Source organism: Candidatus Accumulibacter phosphatis, assembly GCF_012939955.1.
In the GTDB taxonomy this organism is placed as follows: Bacteria; Pseudomonadota; Gammaproteobacteria; order Burkholderiales; family Rhodocyclaceae; genus Accumulibacter; species Accumulibacter delftensis.
This window is the reverse complement of the sequence record NZ_SPMY01000118.1, coordinates 1-12,631: the sequence shown is the minus strand read 5'-3', so window position 1 is coordinate 12,631 and position 12,631 is coordinate 1. Positions and strand designations below refer to the sequence as shown.

At 60.4% G+C, this 12,631-nt stretch carries 13 protein-coding genes and 3 pseudogenes; 12 read left to right on the top strand and 4 right to left on the bottom strand.

The annotated features are described in order from the left end of the window. The first annotated feature begins 92 nt into the window (after positions 1-92). From E4Q23_RS22695 to E4Q23_RS22680, 4 genes and pseudogenes are all read left to right on the top strand, one after another. Complete coding sequence (locus E4Q23_RS22695; RefSeq protein WP_336511765.1) at positions 93-443, top strand: tyrosine-type recombinase/integrase; 351 nt, start codon at positions 93-95, stop codon at positions 441-443. A gap of 192 nt (positions 444-635) precedes the next feature. After that, entirely contained in the window at positions 636-2,078 is a 1,443-nt protein-coding gene (locus E4Q23_RS22690; protein ID WP_169068687.1) for an IS1380 family transposase, read from the top strand. A gap of 236 nt (positions 2,079-2,314) precedes the next feature. Beyond that, a complete protein-coding gene (locus E4Q23_RS22685) occupies positions 2,315-2,752 on the top strand; it encodes a DUF2721 domain-containing protein (RefSeq protein ID WP_169068686.1) in 438 nt (145 codons plus the stop codon). A gap of 6 nt (positions 2,753-2,758) precedes the next feature. After that, positions 2,759-2,884: pseudogene (locus E4Q23_RS22680) on the top strand (Tn3 family transposase); the annotation flags it as partial. Between the two features lie 38 nt (positions 2,885-2,922). On the opposite strand, the pseudogene E4Q23_RS22675 reads toward E4Q23_RS22680, so the two are convergent. After that, positions 2,923-3,331 (bottom strand): annotated as a pseudogene (locus E4Q23_RS22675) (MerR family DNA-binding protein); the annotation flags it as partial. Between the two features lie 115 nt (positions 3,332-3,446). On the opposite strand from E4Q23_RS22675, the gene E4Q23_RS22670 reads away from it, so the two are divergent. The 3 genes from E4Q23_RS22670 to ptsP all read left to right on the top strand — a co-directional run bounded on the left by E4Q23_RS22670 (position 3,447) and on the right by ptsP (position 6,565). Further along, a complete protein-coding gene (locus tag E4Q23_RS22670) occupies positions 3,447-3,713 on the top strand; it encodes a type II toxin-antitoxin system RelB/DinJ family antitoxin (RefSeq protein WP_169068685.1) in 267 nt (88 codons plus the stop codon). Beyond that, complete coding sequence (locus E4Q23_RS22665; RefSeq protein ID WP_169068684.1) at positions 3,700-3,981, top strand: type II toxin-antitoxin system YafQ family toxin; 282 nt, start codon at positions 3,700-3,702, stop codon at positions 3,979-3,981. Before E4Q23_RS22670 ends, E4Q23_RS22665 begins: the two co-directional genes overlap by 14 nt. 328 nt (positions 3,982-4,309) lie before the next feature. After that, positions 4,310-6,565 carry a phosphoenolpyruvate--protein phosphotransferase gene (gene ptsP, locus E4Q23_RS22660; protein ID WP_169068683.1) on the top strand — a complete coding sequence of 752 codons (2,256 nt, stop codon included), beginning with the start codon at positions 4,310-4,312 and terminating at the stop codon, positions 6,563-6,565. Positions 6,566-7,180: 615 nt separating this feature from the next. Here ptsP and E4Q23_RS22655 read toward each other — a convergent pair. Next, the gene (locus E4Q23_RS22655) at positions 7,181-8,167 is read right to left on the bottom strand and encodes a LysR family transcriptional regulator (protein WP_169068682.1); all 987 of its coding nucleotides are present in this window, start codon (positions 8,165-8,167) and stop codon (positions 7,181-7,183) included. A 402-nt stretch (positions 8,168-8,569) separates the two neighbouring features. Here E4Q23_RS22655 and E4Q23_RS22650 point away from each other — a divergent pair, with 402 nt between their 5' ends. From E4Q23_RS22650 to E4Q23_RS22645, 3 genes and pseudogenes are all read left to right on the top strand, one after another. Further along, the gene (locus E4Q23_RS22650; protein ID WP_169068681.1) at positions 8,570-8,785 is read left to right on the top strand and encodes a hypothetical protein; all 216 of its coding nucleotides are present in this window, start codon (positions 8,570-8,572) and stop codon (positions 8,783-8,785) included. 101 nt (positions 8,786-8,886) lie between these two features. After that, a pseudogene (locus E4Q23_RS24700) lies at positions 8,887-9,078 on the top strand (hypothetical protein); the annotation flags it as partial. A gap of 50 nt (positions 9,079-9,128) precedes the next feature. Next, entirely contained in the window at positions 9,129-9,563 is a 435-nt protein-coding gene (locus tag E4Q23_RS22645) for a universal stress protein (RefSeq protein WP_169068680.1), read from the top strand. Positions 9,564-9,579: 16 nt separating this feature from the next. Here the strand turns inward: E4Q23_RS22645 and E4Q23_RS22640 are convergent, their stop codons facing one another. Further along, positions 9,580-9,912, bottom strand: a complete 333-nt coding sequence (locus tag E4Q23_RS22640; RefSeq protein WP_169068679.1) for a hypothetical protein — start codon at positions 9,910-9,912, stop codon at positions 9,580-9,582. Positions 9,913-10,060: 148 nt separating this feature from the next. Here E4Q23_RS22640 and E4Q23_RS22635 point away from each other — a divergent pair, with 148 nt between their 5' ends. Then, the gene (locus tag E4Q23_RS22635; RefSeq protein ID WP_169068678.1) at positions 10,061-10,306 is read left to right on the top strand and encodes a hypothetical protein; all 246 of its coding nucleotides are present in this window, start codon (positions 10,061-10,063) and stop codon (positions 10,304-10,306) included. A gap of 295 nt (positions 10,307-10,601) precedes the next feature. On the opposite strand, the gene E4Q23_RS22630 is transcribed toward E4Q23_RS22635, so the two are convergent. Continuing rightward, positions 10,602-11,486, bottom strand: coding sequence for a universal stress protein (locus tag E4Q23_RS22630; protein WP_169068677.1), 885 nt, complete (start codon positions 11,484-11,486; stop codon positions 10,602-10,604). Between the two features lie 275 nt (positions 11,487-11,761). Here E4Q23_RS22630 and E4Q23_RS22625 point away from each other — a divergent pair. Then, positions 11,762-12,631, top strand: an 870-nt coding sequence (locus E4Q23_RS22625) for a cation:proton antiporter (protein ID WP_211203908.1), incomplete at its 3' end; no start/stop codon positions are given.

Here is a 12,631-nt window from a genome sequence, read left to right as displayed (position 1 = left end):
GTTCGTTACTGCGCGCGGCCAGCCGCTAACTCGATCCGGCTTCGAGTACATTCTCAACAAATACGTTCACGACGGCCGCCGAACGATATCCCGTGCTTAAGCAACGGCACATCTCGCCGCACAGCCTGAGGCACAGCGCCGCGATGATGGTGTTGCAGGCAACGGGGGATATCCGCAAAGTCTCGCTCTGGCTCGGCCATGCAGACATCCAGACGACCGAAATTTACTTGCGGGCGGACCCAACAGAAAAGCTGGATGCAATGAGCGCCGTTGTGCCGCTCTCACTAAAAAAAAGGACGGTTCCGGGCGCCAGACAAACTGATCGCCTCGCTGCGGGGCGCTTGAATATGCTGAGCGATGGGAGCCGACATGGCCGTCAGCACAAGGCTCCCACGCCTGCAATTCTGCATATTCCTGGACTCTGCATATCGCCGAATATGTAGTGCACCGCATATTCGGCGATTCCGGCTTACAACCCCGTACAGCGGCCATTGGGCGCGGCTACCCACAGACAGTGGGTCAGCCGGAAGAGCCGTTCAGGCCATTGCCATTAGCCTGGATGTTGCATAAAGAGGGCGAGTAAGCACGTAAACATTTGATACAATTGGAGTTCTATAGAAACCAGTTCGTAAAAAATGCCTACCACTACTCGCCCAGCCTTGGATTTTACCCCGGAACAACTCCACCTCCCGCCCGCTGCGGGCTTCACGGTTCGCGCCGATTTCAGCGCCGGTGAGGTGTCCTCGGACCTGGGCGCCTTGGTGCTGAGCGCCGTCGATCGTCGCATCGGCCTGATCGATCGCCTGACCGGGGCGATTGCCGATTCCCGCGATCCTCGTTACATCACCCACCCGCTGCGCGATTTGCTGACGCAGCGCGTCTTTCAGATTGCCTGCGGCTATGAGGACGGCAACGACGCCAACGCCCTGCGTCATGACCCGCTGTTCAAGCTGGCAGCCGGGCGGGCACCGCTCGATGCCGAGCAGGCGCTGGCCAGCGGTGCCACCTTCTCGCGTCTGGAGGGCGCCGTGCGACGAAGCGACATCTACCGACTGGCGCAGGCTCTGGTCGAGCAATTCATCGCTGGCTACGCCGAAGCGCCGCGCACGATCACGCTGGATCTGGATCACACCGACGATGCCACCTATGGCCAGCAGGCCCTGTCTTTCTACAATCACCACTACGGCCACCACTGTTACCTGCCCTTGTTGGTGTTCGAGGCCCACTCCGGCGCTCTGGTGAGCGCCGTCCTGCGCCCCGGCAAACGCCCGACCGGCGCCGAGAACGCCATGATCATGAAGCGGGTGCTCACCGTGTTGCGGCGCCACTGGCCGCAGACCCATATCCTGCTACGTGGCGACGGCCATTTCTCCAATCCCGAGTTGATGGCGTTGATTCAGGCCGATGGCAATGCAGATTTCATCTTCGGCCTGGCCGGCAACCCGGTCCTCACGCGCCAGGCCGAGGGCTTGATGAAGAACGTGCGCGCACACGCCGCCTTGAATCGGGCGCTGGCCGCCCGGGGCCTGCGCCCGGCCGCCGCGGCGGTGCGCCATTTCGGTGAATTCGACTACCAGGCGCGCTCCTGGCCGCGCGCCTTCCGGGTGGTGCTCAAGGCCGAAGTCCTGACCGGTAGCGCGATCACGCCTGCCAAGGACAATCAGCGCTACGTGGTCACCTCCTTGCGTGGCCCCTCGCCGCGGACGCTTTACCAACAGGACTACTGTGGCCGCGGCCAGGCTGAGAATTTGATCAAGCAAGTGAAAAGCGATCTGAAATCGGATCGGACATCCGCTTCGTCCTTCCTCGCCAACTTCGCTCGCCTGCTGCTGAGCGCCGCGGCCTACGTTCTGCATCAGCAACTGCGCCACCTGGGGCTGCAAGGCACGCCGTTGGCGACGGCACAGCCCAAGACCGTCATCCTCGCGCTGTTCAAGATCGCCGTCCGCGTCAAACAGTACAAGGACCGGGTGCTGCTGCAGCTACCCAGCAGTTGCCCGCTCAAGGGGCTGCTGGCACAGCTCTGCAAGAGGCTTTACCCCGCCAAGCGGATGCGCCCCATGCCGGCTTCGCCATGAACACGCCACGTCTGGCCCACGAGAGGCAGCCACCCACCCTGACCATCAACCACTTCTCACGCTTCTCCCCGCTTGCGGGGTCGGGGGAACTATCGCCTGGAAATCGAAAAATGCGTAGTCAAGCCCCGGGGGAGGCACAGGGCAGCGTTTGTGCAACATCCGGGTTAGGTGGCTGGTATCAGATTGCATGACCGTCGACCGTATGCACGGTGTTCACAACGGGATAGCATCTGCCCATGCCTGCCCCCCTCGCCGATCTCTCGCACGCCATTCAACTCGCAGTCGCGCCGGTCTTCCTGCTGACCGGAATCGCCACCCTGATCAACGCGATGAACGTTCGCCTGGGACGTATCGTCGACCGCCGACGAGCGATCCGCAAGCGTCTCCAGGACGCTCCAGAGGCTTGTAACTGCGAAGCCGCAGAGCGCGAGCTAGGGTTGCTGAAGCGCCGCGGGAATCTGGTTTACATGGCGATGTTCTGCGAAGCATTTAGTGCGCTGCTGATCTGTCTAGTGGTCGCCGGCGCCTTCGCCGGTACGCTGATCAAAGTCGAGCTGGCGGTCACTGTGGCGGTGACTTTCATGGCGTCCATGGGATCGATGATCATCGGGTTGGGGCTGTTCCTGCGTGAGGTCTACCTCGCAGTGCGCACTGGTACGCACTGGGAGCCGTGAGTGCGGCTGGCCCGCGCCGTGTTCTTCAACCGGCTTGGCGAAATCCGCGACCGCGGCTTCGAGCAACAGCGATACCGGGCCAGCGGCCTCAACCTGGTGACGGCCATCGTGCTTTGGAGCATGGTCTATCTGCGAGTCCCGACGCCTGCCGGCCAATAATTGGGGTCAGCTCACGAAACGGAAAAAATCGTACGATAAGGCATGGCTCGCCCAAGCTCGTCCCCTGCCGACGTTGCGAGACTCCGCTCGCTTCGCCTTGCAGCGATGCGATCAGCGGGCACGAAACATTTCCCTTGCGTGAATGGCAGGCGCACACGAGCTGTGACAGCACGAACTCCATGCGCGCCAGGTCGGCCACAGCTTGGCGCGCACGTCCTGGAGCTTGTGCTCGGCTAGGCGGCTGGCTTCGTCGCAGTAGGTGCCATCCTCCAGCCAAAGCAGCTTGGCGATCTCATCCAGGCTGAACCCCAACCGCTGGGCTGATTTCACAAACTTCACCCGTGCTACATCCGCCCTGCCGTAGCGGTGGATGCTGCCATAGGGCCACGCCGGTTCGGGCAGCAAGCCCTTGTGCTGATAGGGGTCGTCACAGAAAACGGAAAATAAAGCACGGTAAGCAATCTGGCAGAGGCCTCTATTGTAGTCGCCATGTGACTACAATAGAGGCTCTGAAACCGCTTTGAGGGAAGCCGCTATGAGCACCGCCGATACCTATGTCCGCGCTCGCATCGACAGCAAGACCAAGGAACGCGCCGCTGATGCGCTCGACGCAATGGGCTTGTCCATTTCTGACGCTATCCGCTTGCTGATGCTGCGCATAGCCGATGAGCGCCGTTTGCCCTTCGATGTGAAGGTTCCCAACGCCACCACGCGCAAGGCCATTGCCGAGCTTGAGCTCGGGAAGGGCAAGCGGTTCGCCAGCGTTGACGACCTGATGGCAGACCTGCATGCGGACGATTGACCGCGCATCATCCTTCAAACGCGACTACAAGCGCGAAGCCAAGGGACAGCACCGGGCCACGCTCGATAGCGAGTTGAAGCCCGTTCTGGTGGCGCTGGCGACTGACCAGCCGCTTGATGCCAAATGCCGCGACCATGACCTGAGCGGCGATTGGGCAGGCTACCGTGAATGCCACGTCAAGCCAGACCTGCTGCTGATCTACCGCAAGTCGGATGCCGACACCCTCAGACTGGCGAGGCTTGGCTCGCACAGCGAGCTTTTCGGTTGAGCCTGTCCGGGTTGGACTACGCTTCAACTTAGCGTCAGGTGAACGCTCACGTCACGTCAGGACCCCTTTCAGCCTTGTCTGACGTTCCAGGCCCAACGTCTTAGGCTTGAACCTGACAGGTTCGCCGCTAGCGTGCGTTATTTTCCGTTCTCTGAGATGACCCCACGTGGCGGGTTTTGCCGGATCAGCCCCATGGCTATCAGGATTCAAGGGACGCAGCCGGCTGGAAGATGTGTCTTCCCAACCCAAGTTATCATTCCGAAGGCCGAAATACACCATTTGCGGATTCGCACAATCTCTTTGCCGTTTCTCAACGATTGCTAAATACATGCTAGAGAAGCTCCAGGAAATTATGTGGCGCGTGACCGCCGCGGGCGACTTGAACGAAGCACTGGAGATCGTCGTGCGCCGGGTGAAAGCGGCCATGAACACCGACGTGTGTTCCGTATACGTTCGTGATCCCGCATCGCATTACGTGCTGATGGCGACGGAAGGGCTGAACCCAAGTGTGGTGGGTAAAATTCGGATGGCGGCCCACGAGGGCATCGTTGGATTGGTCACGAGACGCCAGGCGCCGGTAAATCTTGCGAATGCGGCTGAACACCCTAGCTACCGCCATTTCCCGGAATCCGGAGAACAGCAGTTGTCCGGGTTTCTGGCGGTACCGCTCGTGCATTTCCGTCAATCCATGGGCGTGCTCGTCGTGCAGCAGAAATCGCAACGCGTGTTCGCCAAAGACGAGGTTGCCTTTCTGTCCACGATCGGCGCGCAACTCGCAGCCACATTGAGCTATGCTGCCCTGGGAAGCCACATTCCGCCGAGTGCACCGGGTCCAACGGGACCGGTTGGACTCATTCAGGGGTTGCCCGGAGCCCCGGGCGTGACGATCGGCACCATTGTCCTGCCGTCCCCGCTGGCAGAACTCGATGCGGTCGCCAACCGCATACCCGACGATGTGGCGCAGGAGGAAGCGAGCTTCAGGTGCGCCGTGCGCAAAACACAGGAGGAACTGCGTGCAAGCGCCGAGCGCATGCAGGGCCGACTGTCCGACGAGACTCGCGCGATATTCGACGTGTACATCCTGATTCTCGGACAGGACGATTTGGTCGAAGAAGTGGTTGCCAGAATTCGCTTGGGGAACTGGGCGCCCGGAGCGCTGAGGGACACGATTTCCGAGCATGCCCGGGTATTCGAACAGGCAGATGACGTCTACCTGCGAGCACGAGCCGAGGACATCCGGGCAATCGGTCGTCGCATCCTGTTGCAGCTGTTGTCCAATGTCACCGCGATCAAACAGTACCCGAGCAACGCCATCCTGCTCGGTGACGAGGTCAGCCTCGCCCGAGTCGCGGATGTGCCCTCTGGACAGCTCAAAGGCATCGTCTGCCTACGCGGCTCCGTGGTGTCGCATACATCGATTCTCGCCCGTGGCCTTGGAATTCCGGCCGTGATGGGTCTCGGGGCACGCAACGTCAGCTCTCTCGACGGCCATCCGATCATTGTCGACGGCTATCGGGGACGCGTGTTCATCGACCCATTGCCCGCCGCGATCCAGGAATACCGGCGCTTGGTCCAACACGAAGGGCAGCTTTCGGTAAAGCTTACTGGTTTACGCGATCTCGAGGCGACGACGACTGACGAGGTTCATGTGGGACTGGGGCTGAACGTTGGCCTGCTGACCGACATGGATGTCGCCGCAAACCTCGGCGTCGACGAGGTCGGGCTCTATCGCTCCGAGTTTCCGTTCATGACACGTGAGACTTTTCCGATGGAAGAGGAGCAGTACGAGATCTATCGCAAGGTTCTTCAGTCGTTCGCACCAAAACCGGTAACCATGCGCACGCTCGACATCGGGGGCGACAAGCCCCTGCCTTACTTCTCTACGACGGAAGAAAACCCGTATCTGGGTTGGCGCGGCATTCGCGTTACGCTGGATCGACCCGACATCTTCCAGCCTCAACTCCGGGCAATGCTTCGCGCGAACGTTGGGTTGAACAATCTGCGCATTATGTTTCCCATGATCGGGCGGATCGGTGAGATCAAAGCAGCCAGGCAGGCGGTCGACCGAGCGCGCCGAGAACTTGGCGAGGCGGGGTTTGAGTGCCCTGCGCCACTGATCGGCGCCATGTTGGAGGTGCCATCGGCTTTGTTTTCCATTCCCACTCTTTCCCGCTATGTGGATTTCTTCTCGATTGGCTCCAACGACCTCACTCAGTATCTGCTCGCCGTTGACAGGAACAATCCCAGTGTCGCGCCTTTGTTCAACCATCTGGACCCGGCAGTGCTCCGTGCTCTGCACCGTGCAATACGTGATGCCCGGCGCTGCGGCAAGCCGGCAAGCGTTTGCGGCGAGATGGCCGCGGATCCTGGTTCGGCGATCCTCCTGCTGGGCATGGGATTGAGAACGTTTAGCATGAACGCATCCGCGCTGCTGCGGATTAAATGGCTGATCAGGAGCTTCTCCAGTCAGCGCGCGAGACAAGTCCTTTACCGCGCCATGCTAATGGAAGATGCCGAAACGGTACGGAACCTGTTGAACGAGGAACTCCGCTGGGCCGGTTTGGGAGAACTCGTTCCGCCGTAAGCACGCCACTTCGATCTGGCGCATGCATAGATGGGCAAGTGAAGAGTTGCCGTGTCGCGGGAGTAAAGGGTGACGGGGTTCACCCTTTAGCCGGTTTCGGTCAAACAGGCTTCGGCGCTCGTGCCGTAGGCGCGATGCTTTTTCATTCACCTGAGCGTCTTGCAAAATTGGCCCTGCAAAGGGTCAGCTCTTCAAGACTGATTTGTCCGCTGCTGGGGCGCCAAAAGGCCGTTGAAAGATTAAAGCGGTTTCAGAGCCTCTCTTGTAGTCGCGACGCGACTACAAGAGAGGCTCTGCCGAATCGCTTACCGTGCTTTATTTTCCGTTTTCTGAGACGACTCCGGCGGGAAGGTATCGAGCGGCAGGTTCGTTCGGTGGTCGATGACGTGATCGAGCGCTATGTGGCACACGGTGTCGAGCCTCCACAGCAGGTCGAGAAACGGGAGCAGCGGCTACGCAGGGCGGTGAAGGTCGGATAACAGACGTGGCGTCATCGCAAGTCGCGCTGCGATGACGCGCTATTAGCTTACTCATGGTCGGTGCGTGAGTGACTCAGAAGGCATCAAGGTGTCCGGTGGCTGCTCGGCGAGGCTCAGCAACAATGCCGGCGGCGTCTTATCGTGCGATTTTTTCCGTTTCGTGAGCTGACCTCCTCTTCAGCGTGGCAAGCACCTCTTGCGCTTTGAACGTCGCTTCTCCCGCCCGATCCCAGTAAGCGTCGGCACCGATGTGTTCGACGAGAAAGTCGATGAACACCCGAACCTTGCTCGGCAGGTGGCGCGTCGGCAGGTACATGGCGTAAACGTAACGGTCGACCGGGATGTAATTGGAGAGCACGGCTAGCAGCCTCCCCTCCTGTAAATCCTTGCCGATGATAAAGGTCGGCAGCAGTCCGAGGCCGAGGCCGCCGAGCACGGCCTGCGATAGCGCCTCGTCGTCGTCGACGTGCAGCGGCCCGTTCACCGGTACCAGCAGATCGCCATCCGGCCCGGAAAACCGCCAGCGCCCCTGCTCGCCTGAGCGCGTGTAGTCCAGGCAGTTGTGCCGGACCAGGTCGGCGGGAGCACGTGGAATACCGCGGTCCCTGAAGTATCCCGGCGTGGCGCATAGCACCCGCCGGACGGGTGCCAGCTTGCGCGCCACCCAGTGCAGCGGCGGTTCACGCGTCACGCGGATGGCGACGTCGTAACTCTCTTCGGCCAGGTCCACCCAGCGGTCAGTGATCGTCAGGTCGATCGCCAGCTTCGGATGGCGTGGTAGAAACTCGGCCAGCGCCGGCGCAACATGCAGCGTGCCGAAGGCGACCGAGGCGCTGACGCGCAGGACGCCTCGCGGTTCGGTATTGAGACTGGCGACGAGCTTCTCCGCCTGCACGGCTTCATCGAGCATGCGCGTGCAATGCTCGGCGACCGCGGCACCAATTTCGGTGAGGCTCAGATGTCGGGTGGTGCGGTTGAGCAGGCGCGCACCCAGGGCTTTCTCGAGTTTGGCAACCGCCTTACTCACGACGGATCGGGACGTCTCCAGGCGTCGCGCGGCCTCCGCAAAACTCTCTGCTTCAACGACCCGGGCGAAGATCCTCATCAAATTGAGGTCGAGCATGGGCTTCTCCTGCGAGCTTCAATCGGAACATCGATTGTATCCTAAATCGATACATTCTGGTGTCCGCACGAGGGCTTATAAGACCCCGCCGGATTGACTAAGATGATCGCAAGGAAGTCGAGCGAGCAGTACTAGCGGCTTTTGACAGAAAGACAAAATGTTGAACTCATGAGGTTTTAGTGTTCCCCGGAAGAGCTTGGCACCGCGCAATGCCGGACCAGGTCAGGGCGACCCGGGCATGAGGTTGAGACACACAATTGTCGTCTTGAGGGAACGTTTGGCGCGCAACGCAGCGCGCGGAAGTCGTCGCGTACGCAAGGTCGTTGAAACACGCGAAGAAGCCATTAGCTTGCCCCGATTGGATGTATGGCTCTTTTTCTGGTTATGGATTGGAGGATGGAAGTGAGCACTGAACTAGTTTCGCCGAACTCGATATTGCGCAAGCTGCATCAGCATACGTGCCTTAACGTGCGCAAGCTGGCTGTGCTGCACGGTGTCGATGCGACCAGCGAAGCGTTGGCCGCCGCCGTCGCCGATCTCAAGCGGCGCGGCCGAATCCGTGCTACCGGTTGCCGTGGCCACCACGCGGCGTTCGTTCTGACGACCTTCGATCTCTGAACTTGGCCTATTTCAAAAGGAGACTGCCATGATGTATTCGATTCCCCAACCGACTTCTGCGAAGGGCCCGTGGAGCCCGCCATCGTTCGGGCCGGTTTGCCGAGCCCAACCTGGAGAAGAAGCCGCTGCTACGCTGGCTGCGCGGGAATCTGCGCATCACGCCGACGTTCCACGGCGAATCCTTCTTCGTCCGCCAGAACGGCCTCCTGTGGGCGACCCCAATGTTTCTCGTGCTGATCGTGATCGAGGCCAGCGATTCGGTACTCGCGGTAGGCAGTATCCCATTTATCTTCCTGCCCCCGTAAGTTGCCAGCGCGACGCCGATGGCCGTCTCGTCGGGCTGGTGTTCGATAGTGCGTTGCCGCTTCCGGCGCCCGTAACGAATCGCTGGCTGGTCGCTGTCGACAGTTCAGACAGCGCGTTGCGCGCGGTCGCCCATGCCGCCGGTCAGGCCAGCACGACGACGGCCTGCGGGCTATACCTTGTGAACGTTCAGCCCTGGCTTAGCGCGGAAGCGGCGGAAGCGGAGCTCGCGCAGTGGGCCTGGCTCGCCACCGCGCGGGCGCGCGCCCTGCTCGACGCAAACAGCCAGCCCTGGCGGCTGCATGTCGTGATGGGCGAGGCCGCCGAGCAAATCATTGCGCTGACCGAGCGGCTCGACTGTAGCGGCATCGTCATCGGCAGCCGCGGACTGGGCGTGACGGAGAGCCTGTTGTTGGGCTCGGTGACCTCCAAGCTCATGCACCTGAGTCCGTATCCGGGAATGGTGGTGCCCTGACCACGCCGTTCCCAGCTTACGCGGCGTGCCGTTTGACGCTGTCCCGCCAGCGCCAACTTTTTGCAACCGCTTCTTTCAACCCCATGTGGCTGAAATGAACCATCCCAGAAGCCACGCCAATGCCTTGCATGCAAAGTTTCCGGACAAGCTCATCCTGATCGCCGGCGACGACGATCAGCACCTGGAAGCCTCCCAGGGAATAAATCCCGGCCGCAGCAAGGCCGCGGAAGCCGCCAAGGCCGTCGGCGGCTGCTCGCTCTTGGGGGACTGCCTGCGGCAGGCCCCCGCCGCTAGGCTCCCCCCCGATGGCGAGATCGCTTGCGCGAACTCGCTGGCTGACAACGATCACTCAACTCTCGATGTGTGCGGGCTTTCACGGGCACTCAGCAATGATTCTGCTCACGAAACGGAAGAAAAGCGTACCCTAAGCCATGAATATTCGGCCATTGAAAATAGCCAGCCTATCGGGCTGCGCGGCTCCTCGTTAGAGTCAAGAGATGTCGAAACAAATTCCTCCCGCAACCCCGGAACTCAATCGTCTCCGGGCGGCGGCTGGCCTGATTCCCATCATCGAGGCCGGCTTGATCGACGCGAAGCTCTCCGCCGAAAGAGCGGCGCTGATGGCGTCTTTCTGCGAATGGACTACCGAGAAACGCTCCACTGATCCAAATGCGATCAAATTGGCGGAAAGCGTTGATGAAGGCCTGAAACGCATCAAGAGGGCGCTTGCTTCTGCCGTGTGAAACGCCAAAGTCACCCTTGAAGGCCATGCCGAGGACCACGCAAGCTTGGTTGAGTTCCCGAAACCTGTGCCCCCAGCCACATGCTGTATGCGCCAAGATCACCGGGGCCCTGCTGTTGATCCAGTGCATTGTCGAGCTGAGTCGGACTGAGATTGCCGGACACGGCAGCAAAGAGTTCGCATTGGCGAAGCGAGCAGCAGGTAAGGACTTGGCTCATGAAACGCTACGAAGAAGGGGTTTGAGGTGCAGTTGAGCGGTTATGGAAAGATTTCCATAACCGCTCTTATGATGACAATCAGATAGACACCAATACGTCGTTTCGCGCTTCACTCAGGACATGCTCGGTAACGCTGCCCATCAGGAGTTTTTCGACCAAACCCTTGCCATGTTTTCCTATGACAATCAGGTCGCAGTCCATTTTCTGTTCCTGTTCGATGATGCGCGAACGCGCATCGCCGCGAAGAACAATCAGGCAGGAGCCGTTTGACGATAGCCCGGCTTCGTCGCGAAGAGCCGTCAGCTTCTGCAATGCTTCCTGTTTGGCAGCGACTCGGTAGAGGTCGATGATCTCATCGTCTATGCGCGCAGAACGTATGTCCCTCGCGAAAGGGACATCGAATGCATGCAGCAGAACGATTTCGGCGAGCGGCGCGATACTGCGCGCATGCCGGATCACCCGCAGCGACGAAGGCGAGAAATCAACCGGTACCAGCACCCGTTGATAGGGCGCGTGCGGTGCCTGCTTGACGATCAGCACCGGGCATTTTGCCGTGCTCAATATGCGCCTCGCCGTCGTCCCCAGCAGGAAGTGACGCAGGACGCTTTCGCCCTGCGCGCCGCAAACCAGTAGGCCGGCCGTCAGCGCCTCACATTCCTTCACCAGTTTCGGCAGCAGGGACCCGGCTGTAACCCGGATCCCCGCCGAGATGCCATAGCGCTGGTTGAGCGCGAGGGCAAGCTCAGCGATTCGTGCTTGCGCCGTATCGAGCACTCGCGCCAGCATGTCATCCGGCGCAACGTTGATGAGCAGACGCAGCCGTTCCAACGTGTCGAAATTGGCGACATGCAGCAGATCTAGCGGTGCACACGCCTCCTTGCTCACCAGGGCGGCACGTTCTGCGGCATGGCGAGCCGGCGCGGAAAGGTCCGTGGCGGCGAGGATACGATCAAATTGATGCACGGCGTTCTCCTCTCTGTACGATTGCCGTCGGCTGAACATCGGCCATTTTCGATGCTCTGGACGTCCAGGAATGGCTGGTACAATTCCCCGGAAATCCCGTTTTTTCGGCAATTTGACGCCTCGATCCGACAATAAACGAACAGCATGAAGCGGTATTGGATCGTGGGAGCTTGATGGCTTGTGACGCTCAGCCGCGCGTTACTCTTACTCAACGGAATGCCGAAATGGTCCAAAAAAACCAAACTCACGTCAATGATACGGTGGAAATCGCCGTGATGGAGCACCTCGCCCAGATTCTCATGCTACTCGGCGTCGCGGTTGCCGTCGTGCTCGCTTTCCAGCGCCTGCGCATCCCGACCAGCCTGGGTTATCTGCTGGTCGGTGTGATTCTTGGCCCCTATACCGTCGGACCGACGATCAACGTGCCGGAGTTCAAGGTCTTGGCCGAGTTCGGCGTCGTCTTTCTGCTGTTCACCATCGGCCTGAATTATTCATTGCCGCAATTACACGCCTTGCGCCACCAGGTACTCGGACTGGGCACTGCTCAGGTGGCGTTTACCACCGCCGCCGTCGCTCTCCTCCTCTGGCTGGCCGGAGTACCCGCCACGGCGGCGTTCGTGATCGGCGCCGTATTTGCGCAATCTTCGTCGACCATGATCGGCAGCCAGTTGGCCGAGCAAGGTGAAGAGAGTAGCCCACATGGCCGACTCGGCCTCGCCATGTCGGTTTTTCAAGATGTGACGGCGGTTCCGTTCCTGGTGGTGATCCCGGTGCTCGGCATGAGCGATGGCGCGGACCTGCTGGTGAGTTCCCTCGGCTGGGCGGCCGCCAAGGCTGCGCTCGCCTTCGCACTAGTGTTTTTTGCCGGCCGCTGGCTGTTGCGCCCACTTTTTCGCTTGGTTACCAAACGACGCTCGGCCGAGTTGTTCACCTTGGCGGTCCTGCTGGTCGCCCTGCTGGCGGCTTGGACGACCAACAATCTCGGTTTATCGCTAGCTTTTGGCGCATTTCTGGCCGGCATGATGCTCGGGGAGACCGAATTCCGTCACCAGATCGAATCGACCGTTCGCCCCTTTCGTGACGTCCTGCTCGGCCTCTTTTTTGTCGGCATCGGCATGCTCATCGATCCGGCATCGATTCCTCGC